The 17,619-nt window shown below is 32.6% G+C and carries 18 protein-coding genes; 8 read left to right on the top strand and 10 right to left on the bottom strand.

What is annotated here, in order from left to right:
• The first annotated feature begins 239 nt into the window (after positions 1 to 239).
• From thrS to ACVC43_RS09875, 5 genes are all read left to right on the top strand, one after another.
• Positions 240 to 2,174: a threonine--tRNA ligase gene (gene thrS / locus ACVC43_RS09895; RefSeq protein WP_452224347.1), complete on the top strand. Its 1,935-nt coding sequence runs from the start codon at positions 240 to 242 to the stop codon at positions 2,172 to 2,174.
• A gap of 70 nt (positions 2,175 to 2,244) precedes the next feature.
• On the top strand, positions 2,245 to 2,754 hold the full coding sequence (infC, locus tag ACVC43_RS09890) for a translation initiation factor IF-3 (protein WP_452224353.1): 510 nt from the start codon (positions 2,245 to 2,247) through the stop codon (positions 2,752 to 2,754).
• Positions 2,755 to 2,820: 66 nt separating this feature from the next.
• The gene (gene rpmI, locus ACVC43_RS09885; protein WP_026753164.1) at positions 2,821 to 3,018 is read left to right on the top strand and encodes a 50S ribosomal protein L35; all 198 of its coding nucleotides are present in this window, start codon (positions 2,821 to 2,823) and stop codon (positions 3,016 to 3,018) included.
• Positions 3,019 to 3,127: 109 nt separating this feature from the next.
• Positions 3,128 to 3,472 carry a 50S ribosomal protein L20 gene (rplT, locus tag ACVC43_RS09880; protein WP_013868673.1) on the top strand — a complete coding sequence of 115 codons (345 nt, stop codon included), beginning with the start codon at positions 3,128 to 3,130 and terminating at the stop codon, positions 3,470 to 3,472.
• A gap of 146 nt (positions 3,473 to 3,618) precedes the next feature.
• Positions 3,619 to 4,428, top strand: coding sequence for an HAD family hydrolase (locus tag ACVC43_RS09875; protein ID WP_452224346.1), 810 nt, complete (start codon positions 3,619 to 3,621; stop codon positions 4,426 to 4,428).
• Here ACVC43_RS09875 and ACVC43_RS09870 read toward each other — a convergent pair.
• From ACVC43_RS09870 to tgt, 10 genes are all read right to left on the bottom strand, one after another.
• Positions 4,425 to 5,492: an adenylate/guanylate cyclase domain-containing protein gene (locus ACVC43_RS09870; protein ID WP_452224345.1), complete on the bottom strand. Its 1,068-nt coding sequence runs from the start codon at positions 5,490 to 5,492 to the stop codon at positions 4,425 to 4,427. The two genes, ACVC43_RS09875 and ACVC43_RS09870, sit on opposite strands and share 4 nt — an antisense overlap.
• Before the next feature lie 6 nt (positions 5,493 to 5,498).
• On the bottom strand, positions 5,499 to 5,768 hold the full coding sequence (locus tag ACVC43_RS09865; RefSeq protein ID WP_452224344.1) for an EF-hand domain-containing protein: 270 nt from the start codon (positions 5,766 to 5,768) through the stop codon (positions 5,499 to 5,501).
• Between the two features lie 169 nt (positions 5,769 to 5,937).
• Positions 5,938 to 7,194, bottom strand: a complete 1,257-nt coding sequence (locus ACVC43_RS09860; RefSeq protein WP_452224343.1) for an asparagine synthetase B — start codon at positions 7,192 to 7,194, stop codon at positions 5,938 to 5,940.
• A 106-nt stretch (positions 7,195 to 7,300) separates the two neighbouring features.
• A complete protein-coding gene (locus tag ACVC43_RS09855) occupies positions 7,301 to 8,341 on the bottom strand; it encodes an AI-2E family transporter (RefSeq protein WP_452224342.1) in 1,041 nt (346 codons plus the stop codon).
• A gap of 71 nt (positions 8,342 to 8,412) precedes the next feature.
• Positions 8,413 to 8,862: a hypothetical protein gene (locus ACVC43_RS09850; RefSeq protein ID WP_452224341.1), complete on the bottom strand. Its 450-nt coding sequence runs from the start codon at positions 8,860 to 8,862 to the stop codon at positions 8,413 to 8,415.
• Between the two features lie 9 nt (positions 8,863 to 8,871).
• Complete coding sequence (gene dnaB / locus ACVC43_RS09845) at positions 8,872 to 10,398, bottom strand: replicative DNA helicase (protein ID WP_452224340.1); 1,527 nt, start codon at positions 10,396 to 10,398, stop codon at positions 8,872 to 8,874.
• A gap of 168 nt (positions 10,399 to 10,566) precedes the next feature.
• Positions 10,567 to 11,520 carry an acetyl-CoA carboxylase carboxyltransferase subunit alpha gene (locus tag ACVC43_RS09840; protein WP_452224339.1) on the bottom strand — a complete coding sequence of 318 codons (954 nt, stop codon included), beginning with the start codon at positions 11,518 to 11,520 and terminating at the stop codon, positions 10,567 to 10,569.
• 40 nt (positions 11,521 to 11,560) lie between these two features.
• Positions 11,561 to 12,475: a DMT family transporter gene (locus ACVC43_RS09835; protein ID WP_452224338.1), complete on the bottom strand. Its 915-nt coding sequence runs from the start codon at positions 12,473 to 12,475 to the stop codon at positions 11,561 to 11,563.
• Positions 12,462 to 13,535, bottom strand: coding sequence for an LptF/LptG family permease (locus ACVC43_RS09830; RefSeq protein ID WP_452224337.1), 1,074 nt, complete (start codon positions 13,533 to 13,535; stop codon positions 12,462 to 12,464). Before ACVC43_RS09830 ends, ACVC43_RS09835 begins: the two co-directional genes overlap by 14 nt.
• 82 nt (positions 13,536 to 13,617) lie before the next feature.
• Positions 13,618 to 14,748, bottom strand: coding sequence for a tRNA guanosine(34) transglycosylase Tgt (tgt, locus tag ACVC43_RS09825; protein WP_452224352.1), 1,131 nt, complete (start codon positions 14,746 to 14,748; stop codon positions 13,618 to 13,620).
• A 190-nt stretch (positions 14,749 to 14,938) separates the two neighbouring features.
• On the opposite strand from tgt, the gene ACVC43_RS09820 reads away from it, so the two are divergent.
• The 3 genes from ACVC43_RS09820 to ACVC43_RS09810 all read left to right on the top strand — a co-directional run bounded on the left by ACVC43_RS09820 (position 14,939) and on the right by ACVC43_RS09810 (position 17,608).
• Complete coding sequence (locus ACVC43_RS09820; RefSeq protein WP_452224336.1) at positions 14,939 to 15,784, top strand: transketolase; 846 nt, start codon at positions 14,939 to 14,941, stop codon at positions 15,782 to 15,784.
• An 85-nt stretch (positions 15,785 to 15,869) separates the two neighbouring features.
• Positions 15,870 to 16,823 (top strand): transketolase family protein, encoded by a 954-nt coding sequence (locus ACVC43_RS09815; protein WP_452224335.1) that lies wholly within the window; start codon positions 15,870 to 15,872, stop codon positions 16,821 to 16,823.
• Positions 16,824 to 16,969: 146 nt separating this feature from the next.
• Positions 16,970 to 17,608 carry an outer membrane beta-barrel protein gene (locus ACVC43_RS09810; protein WP_452224334.1) on the top strand — a complete coding sequence of 213 codons (639 nt, stop codon included), beginning with the start codon at positions 16,970 to 16,972 and terminating at the stop codon, positions 17,606 to 17,608.
• The last annotated feature ends 11 nt before the right edge of the window (positions 17,609 to 17,619 follow it).

Below are 17,619 nucleotides of genomic sequence, written 5' to 3'. Positions count from 1 at the left end.
CCTGCTCTTTTCATTACATTATATATTGTAGCATAGTTTTGATTGAAATGACAAAATACTTCTGGTAACCTTGCCTCCGCGTTTGGGATTGAGGCTTTGTTGAAGATCCTATAAAAGAGCGACTGCCGAAAGCCCGACCTGGAAGGGAACGCACGAATATTAATAATTATAATTTAACTATATGTATTGTTTGTGTGTTTGTAACCTATTATCTTTGCAAACTGAATTAAAACATAAATATGATACAAATTACTTTACCAGATGGCAGTGTTAAATCGTTTGAGGCGAACTCCACACCAATGGATGTTGCAAAAAGCATTAGTGAAGGCTTAGCAAGAAATGTTATTTCTGCCAGTTTTAATGGTCAAACCGTTGAAACTGTTACACCATTAACAACTGACGGTTCTTTAGTATTATATACATGGAATAATGATGAAGGCAAAACTGCTTTTTGGCATTCGAGTGCTCATGTCTTGGCACAGGCTATTCAGGAATTATACCCTACAGCAAAGTTAACTATTGGACCTGCTATTGAGCGTGGTTTTTATTATGATGTTGATTTTGGTGATATTACTATTTCTGAAAAGGATTTTAAAGCAATTGAGTCTAAAATGATTGAGATTGCCAGAGGAAAGCATGAGTTTAAAATGAGAACTGCTTCAAAGTCCCAGGCTTTAGAGTTATATGAGCAGAACCCGTTTAAGACAGAGTTAATTGAAAATTTAGAAGATGGCACAATTACTTTTTGTGATCATTCTACTTTTACAGATTTATGTCGTGGAGGACATATTCCAAATACAGGAATCATTAAGGCTGTTAAAGTATTATCTGTTGCTGGTGCATATTGGCGTGGTGATGAAACGAAGCCTCAATTAACGCGTGTTTATGGTATTTCATTTCCTAAACAAAAGGAATTAACTGAATATTTAGAACTTTTAGAAGAAGCTAAAAAACGTGATCACAGAAAATTGGGAAAAGAATTAGAGCTCTTTACTTTTTCGCAAAAAGTTGGTGCTGGTTTGCCTTTGTGGTTACCAAAAGGAACCGCTTTACGTGAGCGCTTAGAAAACTTTTTAAAGGCTGCACAAAAAAAAGCCGGATACGAAATGGTTATGACTCCGCATATAGGGCAAAAAGAACTATATGTTACTTCTGGACATTATGCTAAATATGGGGAAGATAGTTTTCAACCCATTAAGACACCTAAAAAAGATGAAGAATTTTTATTAAAACCGATGAATTGTCCTCATCACTGTGAAATTTACAACGCTTCGCAATGGTCTTATAAAGATTTACCTAAGCGTTATGCAGAATTTGGAACCGTTTATAGATATGAGCAAAGTGGAGAGTTACATGGTTTAACTCGTGTTCGAGGCTTTACTCAAGATGATGCACATTTGTTTTGCACACCAGACCAATTAGATGCAGAGTTTAAAAATGTAATCGATTTAGTATTATATGTTTTTGGTTCTTTAGGTTTTGAGAACTTCACAGCCCAAGTTTCTCTTAGAGACCCTGAAAACCCTGATAAGTATATAGGAAGTGATGAAAATTGGAAGAAAGCTGAAGATGCCATACTCAATGCAGCTATAGATAAAGGACTAAATTATGTTGTAGAAACTGGTGAAGCCGCTTTTTATGGTCCAAAATTAGATTTTATGGTAAAGGACGCGCTTGGCAGACAGTGGCAACTTGGAACAATACAGGTAGATTACACATTACCTGAACGTTTTGATTTAACATATAAAGGAAGTGATAATGAGCTACACAGGCCAATTATGATACATCGTGCTCCATTTGGAAGTATGGAACGTTTTATTGCTATTTTATTAGAACATACTGGCGGAAATTTCCCGCTTTGGTTAATGCCAAATCAAGTTTCTATATTAACTCTAAGCGAAAAATATGAGAAATACGGTGAAAAAGTTTTAAATTTGCTAGAAAATCACGAAATTCGCGCACTTGTAGATAACCGAAGTGAAACTATTGGTAAGAAAATTAGAGAGGCTGAAATGAACAAAACGCCTTATATGATTATTATTGGTGAGCATGAAGAGAATGAAAACAAGATTTCGGTAAGACAACATGGCGGAGAAGATTTAGGCACGATTAGTGTAGATGAGTTCTCTGAAGTTGTTAAAACAGAAATAAATAAAACATTAAAACAATTTTAAATTAACGTTTAACTAAAATACAGAAGTCATAGCAATACGTAGAAAAAGATCAAGAGGACCTTTAAGAGTCATTAAAGAAGACCAACACAAAATCAACTCGAAAATTAGAGCAGAGAAAGTGCGACTAGTTGGAGAAAATGTTGAAGTTGGTATTTACACAACGAAAGAAGCTTTAGCCATGGCTGAAGAGCAAGAATTTGATTTGGTGGAAATTTCACCAAAGGCAGATCCGCCAGTGTGTAAAATTATGGACTACAAAAAGTTTCTTTACGAACAGAAAAAGCGTGATAAGGCTTTAAAAAGTAAAGCAACTAAGGTTGTAATTAAAGAAATTCGATTTGGTCCTCAAACAGATGACCATGATTACGAATTTAAAAAGAAACATGCCGAAAAGTTTTTAAAAGAAGGTGCTAAATTAAAAGCATTTGTTTTTTTTAAAGGACGTTCGATAGTTTTCAAAGAACAAGGTCAAATTTTATTATTGCGTTTAGCGCAAGATCTTGAAGAATTAGGTAAAGTTGAGCAAATGCCTAGATTAGAAGGAAAACGTATGACTATGTTTATTGCTCCAAAAAAATAAATATTACACCTTTAACCAGGTTTAAAATATTATAAGTGAAATCATTAAAAAAAATAGGAAAACAAGATGCCTAAAATGAAAACAAAATCTAGTGCTAAAAAGCGTTTTAAGCTAACAGGTACTGGTAAGATTAAAAGAAAGCACGCGTTTAAGAGTCACATCTTAACAAAGAAGTCTAAAAAACGTAAGCTTGCTCTAACGCATGACACATTAGTGCACAAAGCGGATGAGAATAACGTTAAAATAATGTTACGTTTAAAGTAATATTAGTTTAACAGGTTACAAATTATTTATAAACCCTGGAGTTAGGCAAAATAAGATTTTATAAAAAGTGTCAATTAATTGACCGCCTACTACAAAACACATTTAAATTATGCCAAGATCAGTAAATTCTGTTGCCAAAAGAGCCAGAAGAAAAAAGGTGCTTAAACAAGCAAAAGGTTACTTTGGAAGACGTAAAAACGTTTGGACAGTAGCAAAAAATGCGGTTGATAAAGCGATGCAATATTCGTATAGAGACCGTAGAAATAAAAAGAGAACATTTCGTGCATTATGGATCACGCGTATTAACGCTGGAGCTCGTTTACACGGTATGTCTTACTCACAATTTATGGGTAAATTAAAAGCTAATAATATCGAGTTAAACCGTAAGGTTTTAGCAGATTTAGCGATGAATCACCCTGTTGCTTTTGAAGCAATTGTGAATAAAATTAAATAAGGGCATTTTGCCAACTCAATAATATTTTTTCACTTATATAATTAAAGATCCGATACGAAAGTATCGGATTTTTTTTATTAAAAATATAGCATTCAATCCTTCTAACTCTTTAAAATTTAATTAGATTGGATGTATAATTTATAAATATGAATTTAAATAAGGTAAAGTTAGTAATTGTAGATATGGATGGTACATTACTAAATTCTAAACATGAAGTAAGTACTCTTTTTTTTGAATTATATATAAAGCTAAAATCGTTAAATGTACAATTTGTGGTAGCAAGTGGTCGTCCATATTACAGTATCGTTGAAAAATTGGATAAACTAAAAGATGAAATTATAATAGCTTCTGAAAATGGAGCCTATGTTCTTGAAAAGCATAAAATCATTTTATCTAAACCAATTGAATACAATACTGCAGAATTAATTAAAATAGTTGACAATTTACAACATGTTCATCCTGTTTACTGCACTGCTAACAAGGCCTACCTCCAAGAAAAGTCTAAGCCCTTAATAGATATAATAGCTCAATATTATACAAATTACGAGTTTATTGATACCACAAAAGATATAGAAAAAGAACTCTTTAAAATTGCGCTGTACCACGAAACAGATTCTGAAAAATGCATTTATCCGCACGTTAAACATTTAGAAAGTAATTATAAAGTGATTGTTTCTGCAAAAAATTGGGTGGATATATCTCATATTGATGCTAACAAAGGATTTGCTTTACAACTAATTCAAGAGAGTTACGGTATTACAACTGATGAGACTATGGCTTTTGGAGATTACAATAATGATATTGAAATGTTACAATTGGCAACTTTTAGTTATGCTATGGAAAATGCACATAAAGACGTTAAAGCTGTTGCGAATTATGTTACTACAAGTAACGACGACAATGGTGTTGAAAATATTTTAAAACAATTAATAAAAGCAAAACAGGCTAATATTTAGGCAATATTAATTGCCGAAATTTTAAGTGTTTCTTCTTTTCCTTTTAGCTCGATGTCTCCAATGAACTCTTGCTTATACACAGACTTTAATATGATATCGTTTAATAACGTATTAGAACATAATAAATACTCGTTGTATTTATTACATTCACCTTGAATTCGTGCCGAAGTGTTAATTACATCTCCATGGTACGCAATTTCTTTCTTTACTGTGCCAACTTCTGTGATTATTAATTTTCCACCATGGATTCCAGCTTTAAATTTTGGTACAATTCCGTATTTACTCATGTATAGTTTTTCTTTCTTTTTTAGCCTATTTTGAAAATGAAAAAATAAATCGATACAATTATTATGCTTAATTCCCTTTTTATATTTCCAACTTAAAACGGCTTCATCACCAACGTATTGATAGATTTCGGCATCATATTTAGCGACAATTCTGTTTAAGTCATAAAAACAATCTTGTATAAGCTCACTGTATTTATAGTGTCCTATTTGCTCTGCAATGGTTGTAGAAGAGCGTAAGTCAAGAAACATAAAAATGCGTTTTTCTTCTTTTGGTGTTCTATATTTTCCTATTAAAAAATTAAAAAATACACCACTCCCAAATTTTTCGTTAGCAATTTTTATAAAGGAAAATATTATTGAACAAATTATAAAGTAACCAACAATAAGCCAAAATATTCTACTTGTTTTCCACCAGCCATCTTGTGTTGTTAAATTTAAATTTAACTCTGATTCTGCCATGGGAAATACATAATTTAGAGAGAGAATAATCCCTATGAGGTAAATTATTAATTTTTCGGTGAGTACTAAAGAGAGTGATAAGTCTTTAGAAAGAAACTTATCGAATAAAAATTCTACAATAGCGAACAACGTTCCTACCAAAAGTCCTAATAGGATACCAAAAAACAGAATATCTGTAATATTGTAATCTGTAACAATAATACCTTCCTCTGCTCCTATGGCAAAATATCTAATAAAAATGAATACGCAAAAAGCCAATATCCAGAATACGATTGTTCTAAATAATAATCGAAAAAATTGAAAGAGATAGTTTATCAAAATAAATTAATATGAGATTTCGTCTATAGCCGTTTGAAACTCCACCCAACTTATTAGTTCGTCTCCGTCTTTATCGTATCCTTCAATTAATTTTGAGCTAACGATCCCTCTAATAAACCCGCTAATTTCTGCTTCTTTAAGTAAGTTTTTAATTTCACTTTTAGACAGTTTAGTGTCTCCGTTTTCATCAAAAAACTGAAATGCTTCTTCGGGCGTTCTAAAGTGATTGGTTATTAGTATTTGTATTTTTTTTAAGATTTCGTCTTTTGTTGACATGCTTATTACGTTTTAAATATTCTAAATTTAACTGTTTGGCAACTGCGATTGAGGTATTGCGTTAAGGATGGAGGCTTTGTTGAAGCTCTCCAGACTTTTTTGTCTGGAAGCGACTGCCGAGAGCCTGACGAAGGCATGCTTTTTTGGCATGCCTTGGTAACGCCTAAGATTAGGTTTTTTGTTTTTTCTTTTTGGCAGCAGGAAACAATACATTGTTAAGTATTAACCTGTAACCTGGTGAGGTTGGGTGCAAATCTAACTCGGTTTTTGGATCGCCTACTTTGTGTGTATAGTCTTCGGGATCATGACCACCATAAAAGGTAAAAAAGCCTTTTCCTTTTATTCCGTGAATGTATTTTGCTTCGCCATTGGTCCTGTTTTCTCCCATAACGAGGACGTTACTTTTTATTTCTTCGCGAGTGAAAGAGGTTGTTTGTCCCATAAACCCTTTAACTAATGCTGTATGGTTTTGGCATAGCATGGTTGGAATTGGATCCCATTTCGCGGAGAAATCCATGAGTGAAAAATAATCTGTTTGTTTTGGTATTTTTCTTTTACGCGTCATGTCTATACTTGAAAATTCGTAAACCATTGGGCTACGCTCTAAAGTGTAATCTTTAAAGGCGAAAGTTTTCCTGTAATCTATTTTAGATTGGTAATTAGCATCACTGGCATCGCCATCGAACATGGGCTCGCAAATATCCACACCTTCGGCAGATAAAGCGATATCGAAACTATCTGTTGCGCTACACATGGCGAACATAAAACCGCCTCCTACTACGTAATCTCTAATTTTTAATGCAACGTCTCTTTTAGCCTCTGAAACCTTACTATATCCTAATTTGGTTGCCAAGGCTTCTGCTTCTTTCTTTTCTTCAATATACCAAGCTGCGGTTCTATAGCGTGCGTAAAATTTACCAAATTGTCCTGTAAAATCTTCGTGATGCAGATGTAACCAATCGTATAGAACGAGTTCATCTTTTAGCACGTTTTCGTCGTAAATGGTTTCATAAGGAATTTCGGCATAGGTTAAAACCATAGTCACGGCGTCATCCCAAGGTAGTTTGCCTTTTGGAGTGTAAACTGCAATTTTTGGCGCTTTCTCTAAAACTACAGCTTCCATATTTTTACTTGGGCTGTTTATTTCCTCGAGTATGGTTTCGGTTTTTGCGTTGCTTAAAATTTCGAAGCTAACGCCTCTTATTTTACATTCTTTTTGAATTTCTTCTGTGTCTGGTAGTAAAAAAGAACCGCCTCTGTAATTTAACAGCCATTTTACTTTTAAGTTTTTAACTAAAGACCAATAGGTTATTCCATAAGCTTTTAAATGATTTTGCTGTGTTTCGGCATCCATTGGAATTAAAATATAGGACGCATAACTTTGGGTTGTTAACAGGAATATTAAAATATATAGTATTTTTTTCATTTTTGTAAAATTCTAAATTATTTCGGTTTGAATGCATGCTGAAATAACCTTGCAGAAAGATAATCAAAAATTATTCCTTTATAGAAATCTTAGAAAAGATATATGATTATAATAATCTATCTGCCGAAATTAGCTTAGCAATACCTTGCGTACTTGGAAATTGTTCCATGATAATTTTAAGAAAAACGGTAATAGGGATAGCTAAAATTAAACCTGGAATTCCCCAAATAAATCCCCAAAACATGAGCGCAACTAAAACCGTAATAACATTTATTGAGAATGATTTGCCCATAAAAATAGGTTCTAAAATACTTCCATAAAGCACTTGTGTTCCTGCTATTGCAATGATAAAAAACAATAATGTACTTGAAGGCTCTAACTCTATAAATGCAAAAATGGATAATAATATTACAGTTACAAAAGAACCTACCATTTGCACGAAATTGATTAAAAATGCAAATAATCCCCAAAAGATTGGAAAACTAACATCGAAAAAATAACAAGCCAAGCCTGTAAACAAGCCTGTTAAAAAACTAACTAATACTTTTACTTTTATAAATTTTATTAAGTCGTTTTCTATTTTTATAAATGTTTTAATAGATTGATGTCTTCTTTTAAGTAAAGTCTTATTTAAGAGGTTCTCTATATTAATTGATTCTGCCAACCACAGCACTACAAAAAAGATAGTCATTAGTAACGCTGTTAACGTTTTGCTGACAAAGTTTAAAGTGCCACCAAAATTTTTAGAAACTACATCTTTATTAAGAAAACGGGAGAGTTTTGCATTCTCATCCTTAACATTTTCGGTCCCAAAAACCGATTCTATATCGTAAATTAGGTCGTTAATTTTAGTTTCGGCAGTTGTAAAAAAAGTAGAATTAGTTTCCATTATTTGTTTACTCGATAACTTTACTAATTCTATTCCTAATTTAACACCTAAAAATATAATTAAAAGCACTACACAAATGCTTATTATCTTATGTACACCTCTACGTTTTAAATAACGCATTAGTGGTAAAAATAACAAGGCTATAAACATGGAGAATACCAATGGTATAAATATAAACGACAATATTTTAAGTAAATAAAATATTATAGGAATCACTATGATTAAGAGTAGATAATTTGTGGTACGGAGTTTATCCATTTATGAACCAATTAAGTTAAAATCAAAAATAGCTTATAGTATAGTTTAAATGAAGAAGTTTAACAAGAGTTTTACTTTATTGTATAATTATTCCCTAATTTAGTCACATACAAATCTCTGTAGTAATCCTCAAGAAAATATTTAGCTTGACTATGACCTTTTTCAAAAGCTAAAATTAAATAATTTAAAGCTTGTTTTTTATCTAAATCTGATAAATGATTAAGATAATACTCAGCATTATTATAGTAACTCAGTTCTTTTGAATAAATACTGTAAAACACATCGAAATACGCCTGAGTGTAATTATACTTATCACTCATAATTTTAGCTAATGGAAGCAATTTATGATTATCGCCTGTTTGAAAATAAAAAGTTGAAACATTTCTGTATGCATTTTCATCACCACTTTTCATTATTCTATTTGATAATAATTCTATGTCTAATTCATAATTAGGACCACCAGAAACTTCTTTCTTGCATGCAAATATTACTAATATTATTAAAAGAGCTATAATTCTCAAAACCAAATTTTAAAATGGCACTTCGTCGTCTGGAGCACCAAAAGCATCTTCAGGAGAAGCTGTAAAGTTATCTGGTTTGTGTGTGTCGTCGTTTGCAGCATTCATTTTACTATGAAATTCTTGTCCGAAAGGTGTATCGAAATCATCTAAATTATCAAACTTACCTAAGTTTCCAATAAACTTTAAGCGAATGTTTTCTAAACCTCCATTACGGTGTTTGGCCACAATAAACTCGGCTTGCCCAGCAGTTGGAGACTGCTCGTCATCGTCCCACTCGTCTATTTTATAATATTCTGGTCTGTATATAAATGAAACTATATCTGCATCTTGCTCTATGGCTCCAGATTCACGTAAATCTGACAACAAAGGTCTTTTGCTTCCACCACGTGTTTCTACAGCACGCGATAGTTGTGATAAGGCAATAACAGGAACCGATAATTCTTTAGCTAAAGCTTTTAAGTTTCTTGATATGGTAGAAATTTCTTGTTCACGATTTCCTCCATTTCCTGCAGCCGTCATTAACTGCAAATAATCTATAATAATCATTTTAATGCCGTGCTGCGAGGCCAAACGTCTTGCCTTTGCTCGTAAATCGAAAATGGAAAGCGACGGTGTATCGTCTATAAATAACGGTGCTTTTTCGAGCGCTTTTACTTTTACGTTTAATTGTTCCCATTCGTGTTTTTCCAGTTTGCCTGTTCTTAATTTCTCTGAAGACAATCCTGTTTCACTGGATATTAATCTTGTAATTAACTGTACAGAAGCCATCTCTAAAGAGAAAAAGGCAACAGGTATACTATGGTTTACAGCAATATTTCTTGCCATAGACAGTGTTAAAGCTGTTTTACCCATACCAGGACGCGCTGCCACAATAATTAAATCGCTTTCCTGCCAACCGGAAGTTAATTTATCGAGTTTATCGAAACCCGAAGGAATACCACTCATCCCCTCTTTTTTCGAAATTTCTTCAATTTTCTTCTTCGCTTGTATTACTAAATCTTGTGCTGTTTCACTTGACTTTTTAATATTCCCTTGTGTAACTTCGTATAGTTTAGATTCTGCTTTGTCTAATAAATCGAAAACATCTTGCGTTTCGTCATAAGCAGTTTCTATAATTTCGCTTGAAATTTTTATTAAACTACGCTGAATAAATTTCTGTAAAATAATACGTGCATGAAATTCGATATGTGCAGAAGAAGACACTTTTTGGGTTAAAGAAATGAGATAAAAATCGCCACCAACCAAATCTAACTTGGCGTTTGTTTTTAATTGTGTTGAAACGGTTAATAAGTCGATAGGTTGACTTTCCTGAAACAACATAAAGATAGCTTCAAAAATGTGTTGATGCGCTTCTTTATAAAATGCATCAGGACTTAAAATATCGATTACCTCATCTACACCTTTTTTATCAATCATCATAGCTCCAAGCACAACTTCTTCTAAATCAATAGCTTGAGGTGGTATTTTACCCTTTTCAAGACTAATAATTGTGCTTTTATCTACTTTATATCCAGATATTTGGTTGGGTTGTTTCATATACAACGAAAGTAAAGAAATTGTTAAGAGAATGTAAATTTTGAAGTTGTTCAATCTTCACACTTCATTAACAATTTAACTGTTAATAACTTGATTTTATTGTTAATAAGCATAAAAAAATCTGAAATACCAGCTTTCAGATTTTTATGTTTTGAGGGTTTGTTGCTGTTAGCCTTTAAAGACTCCCATTTTAGAATATTTGTCCATACGTTTTGCAACTAAATCTTTTGGTGATAAGTTTTTAAATTCATCGTAAGCTTTTTCAATAGCTATTTTTACAGTTGCAAAAGTTGTTTCTCTATCGCTGTGTGCACCACCTAAAGGTTCCTTTACAATTTCATCTACCAACTTCATTTTTTTCATGTCTGTAGCGGTAAGTTTTAAGGCATCTGCTGCTGTCTCTTTATACTCCCAGCTTCTCCATAAAATAGAAGAACAAGATTCTGGAGAGATTACAGAGTACCAAGTGTTTTCTAACATTAACACTTTATCTCCAACACCAATTCCTAATGCGCCTCCAGATGCGCCTTCACCTATAACAATTGTTATAATTGGTACTTTTAATCGCGTCATTTCAAGAATGTTTCTGGCAATAGCTTCTCCTTGACCACGTTCTTCAGCTTCTAAACCAGGATATGCTCCTGGTGTATCTAGTAAGGTAATTACCGGAATACCAAATTTTTCGGCAGATTTCATTAAACGTAATGCTTTTCTATAGCCTTCTGGATTTGCCATACCAAAGTTTCTATATTGTCTTGTTTTGGTATTATATCCTTTTTGCTGACCAATTATCATATAACTTTGGTCACCAATTTTGCCTAAACCTCCAACCATGGCTTTATCATCTTTAAAATTACGATCACCGTGAAGTTCTAAAAAAGAAGTTCCAAAAAGTGCTTTTATATAATCTAAAGTATAGGGTCTGTTAGGGTGACGTGACATTTGTACACGTTGCCAAGGCGTTAAGTTTTTATAGATTTCCTTTTTTGTAGCAACAAGCTTCTTTTCAATCTGCTTGCAAGTTTCGGTGACATCTACATCGCTCTCTTCGCCTATAATTTGGCATTTATCAAGTTGCTCTTCAAGTTCTTTTATTGGTAATTCAAATTCTAAATATTCCATTGAGAATTGTATTAAATAGTTTCTTAGTTAGCTTACAAAATTACACAATTTTTTTGTTTTGCGTCTTTTTAATCTTAAAGGCTTTACTGTTTTTTAAAATTCCGTTTAAAAGTACTGTGGTTAAAATAATTACAGCGCCATAATAAAAAGAAGGCGACATTTTTTCTGAAATTGGAAAAATAATAATTGCCAATATTACACCATAAATAGGTTCTAAATTATAGGTGAGTATCACTGTGTATGGGCTAATTTGTTTCATTACATACGTTGCTGCAATAAAAGCATAGGCTGTGCAAACCGAAGCTAATATAAATAAATAACCTATATCGTTAAGACTTAAATTAAAATATTCTGCCGAAAAACCCTTACCAAAAAAAGGTATGAATAGCGAAATAAAAATTACACCAGCCACAAACTCGTAAAAAGAAATTTTAGTGGCTGAGTCTTTTTCCAAAAATTTTCCATTTAAAACAGCAAACAAGGAGGAGAAAAAAGCGGATAATATGCCCAAAACAATTCCATAAATATGTTTCATTTCGGTTTGTAAAATAATGGTAATACCAATAATAACTATAATCCCAAAGAAAATTTCGTACCAAATAATTTTTCTTTTATAGATTAATGGTTCTATAAAGGATGCAAAAAATGCACCTGTAGAAAACATGGCTAATGCTATTGAAATATTCGACACATCAATGGAGGCAAAAAAGGTAATCCAATGTAATGCGATAATGATGCCTGCAAAAGAAAATTTTATTAAGGTTCTTCTATTAATTGAAATGTCGACTTTAGCTATTTTAATGTAAATAAACATTAAAATTGCTGCAATAAACATACGATACCAAACTAGAGACACAGCTTCTATAGTAATAAGTTTTCCTAAAATTGCTGTAAATCCAGCTATAAAAACTAAAAAGTGAAGGTGTAAGTAATTCTTGAGTTTATCGTTTAGCATTTCGAAGTAAGATAATTGCTAAAATACCAAAAATAGCGTTTGGAAACCAGACCGCTATTAATGGAGAAAAGTCTGATTGTGCAGCTAATGTTCCAAATATTTTATCGAAAAAAACAAAGATCATGGCTATAGCAATACCAAATGCTAAATTTACGCCCATACCTCCTCTTCTTTTAATGGAGGAGACTGCAACTGCGATAATAGTTAAAATAAAAACCGATGCAGGTAAACTCCACTTTCTGTATAATTCTAATTTATATCTTCCAATATTAGAAGATCCTCTTTGTTCCTCGCGTGTAATAAAGCGTTTTAAATCGCCATATTTTAAAGTTTCAGCTATATATTCGTCTGGTACCAAATCTTCCAATTCGAAATTAAATATGGTGTCTTTTTTTCTTTCTGTCTCCAGAATATCTTTATTATCGGTAATCGTTCGTTTTAAATAATTACGCATTCTATATATTGAGTCCTCTTCCAAAAACCGTATACTATTAGCCGTTATTTTATAAGCTAATTTATTATCCTCGAAATGCTCTAAAGAGAAATTTAAACCTTGACTTTGTAAGGCATTAAAGCTGCTTACATAGATAATTTCATTATCATTTATTTGTTTAAATAATTTTTGATTGGCAACATTTTTTCTGCCTTTTAAATATTTATACTGAAAATCATTAAATCCCTTACTGGCATTTGGTGCGAGATATAAGCCTAAAAGAATAGAAAAAGCGGCCACAATTGTAGCTCCTATTAAATAAGGTCTTAAAAATCTTGAAAATGAAACTCCCGAACTTAAAAAGGCTACAATCTCTGTATTATTAGCTAATTTTGAAGTAAACCAAATGACAGATAAAAATAAAAACAAGGGAAACAATAGATGTGCAAAATAGATTGTAAAATCTAACAGATAAAGCATTACTTCACCAAAAGGCGCTTCTCGTTCTAATATTTTACCTATTTTCTCGGCAAGATGTACTGTAATGCCTATAGGAATAAACAGTAGTATCATCATTAAAAATGTGAGTAAATAACGCTTTAATATGTACCAATCTAAAATCTTCATTTGTTTCTAACCTCTCCAAAATAGAGAAAAAATTATCTGTTTTTAAATGCAAGTATTCTATTTAATTCCTTTTTTTTAGTTTTTAAAGTCTTTTATCCATTTGTTTTACCATCATGTCCTTCCACGTTCTAAAATCGCCAGCAATAATATGTTTTCTTGCTTCCCGCACTAACCACATGTAAAAACCTAGATTATGTATTGTTGCAATCTGCGCTGCTAATCTTTCGTTTACACTAAATAAGTGTCTAACATAGGCTTTAGAATAATCTGTATCTACCCAAGTTATACCCATTTCATCTAAAGGTGAAAAATCGTCTCGCCATTTTAAATTTTTTATATTTATAGAGCCATGAGCTGTAAAAAGCATACCATTTCTTGCATTACGTGTTGGCATAACACAGTCGAACATATCTACACCAAGTGCTATATTTTCTAATATATTAATAGGTGTACCTACTCCCATTAGGTATCGTGGCTTATCCTCAGGCAAAATGTCTGTCACGATTTCTGTCATAGCATACATTTCTTCTGCAGGCTCGCCAACCGACAATCCTCCAATAGCATTACCAACTGCACCTGCGTTTGCAATATATTCGGCCGATTGCTTGCGTAAATCTTTGTATGTACTACCTTGAACTATAGGAAAAAAAGCTTGTGAATAATCGTACTTAAAAGGCACTTTCTCTAAGTGATTAATACATCTATCTAACCATCTATGCGTCATTTTCATAGAGCGTTTCGCGTAATGATAATCACATGGATATGGTGTACACTCATCGAATGCCATAATAATATCTGCGCCAATTGTACGCTGTATTTCCATTACGTTTTCTGGCGTAAATGTATGATAGCTTCCATCTATATGAGACTTAAATTTTACGCCTTCTTCCTTAATTTTTCGTCTTGAAGACAAGGAATAAACTTGGTAGCCACCAGAATCGGTTAAAATGTTACGATCCCAATTCATAAATTTATGTAAGCCTCCTGCTTTTTCTAAAATATCGGTTTGAGGTCTAAGGTATAAATGGTAAGTGTTCCCTAAAATAATATCTGGATTAATATCATTTTTTAATTCGCGTTGGTGCACTCCTTTTACCGAGGCCACTGTTCCAACAGGCATAAAAATTGGTGTTTCTATAACACCATGGTCTGTAGTTAATAGGCCTGCTCTGGCATTACTTTGTGTATCTTTTGCTTTTAAATCGAATGTCATACTTGCGGAAATATTCAGCTGGTAAAGATAAATAACAAAACCACAATGGTTCTTAAACATTTAATAAATTTGAAAAAAGTTTAAAATTGTTAGCAAATGCATCAAATTCGTTAATAAGTGCATTCTTTCAACCTTTGCTAAATCTTATTAAACAGTTATTTTTGATGCTTTATAAATCAAGCTAAAAATAATGGCAAACACACAACAATTAGAAGACATTACAACTCAAGTTCGTAGAGATATTTTACGGATGGTTCACAAAGTAAATTCTGGACATCCAGGAGGTTCTTTAGGCTGCGCAGAATTTTTTGTAGCGCTGTACAACGAAATTATGGACAGAAAAGACGGTTTTGATATGGATGGTGTTGGTGAGGATTTGTTTTTCCTCTCTAACGGACATATCTCTCCGGTTTTTTATAGTGTTTTAGCCAGAGTTGGTTATTTTCCTGTTACCGAGTTAAATACTTTCAGATTAATAAATTCGCGTTTACAAGGTCACCCTACAACACACGAAGGTTTACCTGGAGTACGTGTTGCTTCTGGGTCTTTAGGTCAAGGTATGAGCGTTGCTCTTGGTGCAGCTCAAGCAAAAAAATTAAATGGCGATAAACATTTAATTTATAGTTTACATGGTGATGGTGAATTACAAGAAGGACAAAACTGGGAAGCTATAATGTATGCTGCTGGAAATAATGTTGATAATATCATTTCTACAATAGACTTAAACGGACAGCAAATTGATGGTTCTACGGATAAGGTTTTACCATTAGGAGATGTTCGTAATAAGTTTGAAGCTTTTGGATGGACTGTTGTTGATATAGAAGAAGGAAATAATATTGAAGCTATTTTAAAAGGAATGGCCGAAGCTAAATCATTAACTGGTAAAGGTAAGCCCGTTTGCGTTTTATTACATACAGTTATGGGTAATGGTGTTGATTTTATGATGCACACACACGCATGGCATGGTAAAGCACCTAACGATGAACAATTAGCGGATGGGTTATCTCAAAATGCTGAAACTTTAGGTGATTATTAAATCCTATTCTAAAAATCTGTAAAAATAATACAGATTTATAAATGAAGTTTAATTAAAAAGATTCCCGTTTTCACGGAAAATAAATATGAAAACATACGAAAATCAAGGAAATAAAGATACGCGCTCAGGATTTGGAGCAGGATTAACAGAATTAGGAAAAACTAACGAAAATGTTGTTGCGCTTTGTGCAGATTTAATTGGTTCATTAAAAATGGATGATTTTAAAGAAAATCATCCAGAACGATTTTTTCAAGTTGGAATTGCAGAAGCTAATATGATAGGTATGGCTGCGGGTTTAACCATTGGAGGGAAAATTCCATTTACTGGAACGTTTGCAAACTTTTCTACAGGACGTGTGTACGACCAAATAAGACAAAGTGTTGCCTATTCTGATAAAAATGTAAAAATCTGTGCTTCGCATGCTGGCTTAACTTTAGGAGAAGATGGTGCAACGCACCAAATACTTGAAGACATCGGTTTAATGAAAATGTTACCAGGCATGACCGTTATAAATCCTTGCGATTATAACCAAACTAAAGCTGCAACTATTGCCATTGCAGAGCATCACGGACCAGTTTACTTACGTTTTGGAAGACCAAAAGTTGCCAACTTTACACCTGAAAATCAAAAATTTGAAATTGGTAAAGCTTTGCATTTAGTAGATGGAACAGATGTTACTATCGCTGCGACTGGACATTTGGTTTGGGAAGCTTTAGAAGCTGCAAAAGCTTTAAATGAAAAAGGAATTTCGGCTGAAGTAATTAATATTCACACTATAAAGCCCTTAGATGCTAAAGCGATTATTGAGTCTGTAAGTAAAACAAAATGTATTGTTACAGCCGAAGAGCATAACCACTTAGGAGGATTAGGTGAAAGTATTGCAAGAGTATTATCGCAACACAAACCTACACCTCAGGAATTTGTTGCTACAAATGATACTTTTGGAGAATCTGGAACTCCAGAACAACTTATGGAAAAATATGGTTTAAATGCAGACGCTATTGTAAAAGCATGTGAAACAGTGATAAAAAGAAAATAAATTATATTTTTTAATTTTTTAAGGCTGAAAAACCATGTTGTTTTTCAGCCTTATTTTTTTATTATTCTCTCATTTGAAATGGTGTGAGAAAATATTCTGGCATGATTTTCGTTTTAACTATTCATTCACATAAAAAAACGACAATTATGAAAAATTTATTAAAATTTCACAAAAGGACGTTCTCCATTTGTAATCTAAGTAAAGGGGTAATTTTATCGGTATTTTTTATTTTAGCTTTTAGTTTTACTGCCATGTCTCAAAATGGAAGTGGGTTTGGTATTAAAGGTGGTGTTAATTATAATGCCAATGGCGATTATTTTAACTCCATTAGTAATACTTTTGAAGACCCTACAAGAGCCGTTGGATATCATGTAGGTATATTTGGAAAAATAGGTGACAAACTTTATTTAAAACCAGAATTAATTTATACAAAAACAACAAGCGAATACGATTCTGGCGATTTTAAACTGCAACGTATTGATGCTCCTGTTCTGGTTGGTTTAAAAATTATTGGCCCTGTAAGTGTCTTTGGCGGACCAGCGTTTCAATATATATTAGATTCTGATTTTGATAACGCCAGAATTGGCAATGTAGAAAATGATTTTACTGTTGGACTAAATTTTGGAATTGGATTAAACTTTAATAATTTAGGCATAGATTTACGCTACGAACGTGGCTTTACAGAGAATGAAGCGTCGATTATTTTAAATAATTCTTCGATAAATGTTGATAGGTTAGATACAAGACCAGAACAATTAATATTAAGTTTATCTATTAAACTGTAAGAAACAACAAC

This window comes from Lacinutrix chionoecetis, assembly GCF_053604665.1.
Note: the sequence above shows the minus strand (reverse complement) of the source record. Positions and strands in the feature narration are given on the sequence as shown.

Excerpts from the sequence above, each read along its gene's own strand:
- thrS (WP_452224347.1), top strand. The coding sequence starts at position 240 with ATGATACAAATTACTTTACCAGATGGCAGTGTTAAATCGTTTGAGGCG.
- rpmI (WP_026753164.1), top strand. The coding sequence starts at position 2,821 with ATGCCTAAAATGAAAACAAAATCTAGTGCTAAAAAGCGTTTTAAGCTA.
- rplT (WP_013868673.1), top strand. The coding sequence starts at position 3,128 with ATGCCAAGATCAGTAAATTCTGTTGCCAAAAGAGCCAGAAGAAAAAAG.
- ACVC43_RS09875 (WP_452224346.1), top strand. The coding sequence starts at position 3,619 with ATGAATTTAAATAAGGTAAAGTTAGTAATTGTAGATATGGATGGTACA.
- ACVC43_RS09865 (WP_452224344.1), bottom strand. The coding sequence starts at position 5,768 with ATGTCAACAAAAGACGAAATCTTAAAAAAAATACAAATACTAATAACC.
- ACVC43_RS09860 (WP_452224343.1), bottom strand. The coding sequence starts at position 7,194 with ATGAAAAAAATACTATATATTTTAATATTCCTGTTAACAACCCAAAGT.
- ACVC43_RS09855 (WP_452224342.1), bottom strand. The coding sequence starts at position 8,341 with ATGGATAAACTCCGTACCACAAATTATCTACTCTTAATCATAGTGATT.
- dnaB (WP_452224340.1), bottom strand. The coding sequence starts at position 10,398 with ATGAAACAACCCAACCAAATATCTGGATATAAAGTAGATAAAAGCACA.
- ACVC43_RS09840 (WP_452224339.1), bottom strand. The coding sequence starts at position 11,520 with ATGGAATATTTAGAATTTGAATTACCAATAAAAGAACTTGAAGAGCAA.
- ACVC43_RS09835 (WP_452224338.1), bottom strand. The coding sequence starts at position 12,475 with ATGCTAAACGATAAACTCAAGAATTACTTACACCTTCACTTTTTAGTT.
- ACVC43_RS09830 (WP_452224337.1), bottom strand. The coding sequence starts at position 13,535 with ATGAAGATTTTAGATTGGTACATATTAAAGCGTTATTTACTCACATTT.
- tgt (WP_452224352.1), bottom strand. The coding sequence starts at position 14,748 with ATGACATTCGATTTAAAAGCAAAAGATACACAAAGTAATGCCAGAGCA.
- ACVC43_RS09820 (WP_452224336.1), top strand. The coding sequence starts at position 14,939 with ATGGCAAACACACAACAATTAGAAGACATTACAACTCAAGTTCGTAGA.
- ACVC43_RS09815 (WP_452224335.1), top strand. The coding sequence starts at position 15,870 with ATGAAAACATACGAAAATCAAGGAAATAAAGATACGCGCTCAGGATTT.
- ACVC43_RS09810 (WP_452224334.1), top strand. The coding sequence starts at position 16,970 with ATGAAAAATTTATTAAAATTTCACAAAAGGACGTTCTCCATTTGTAAT.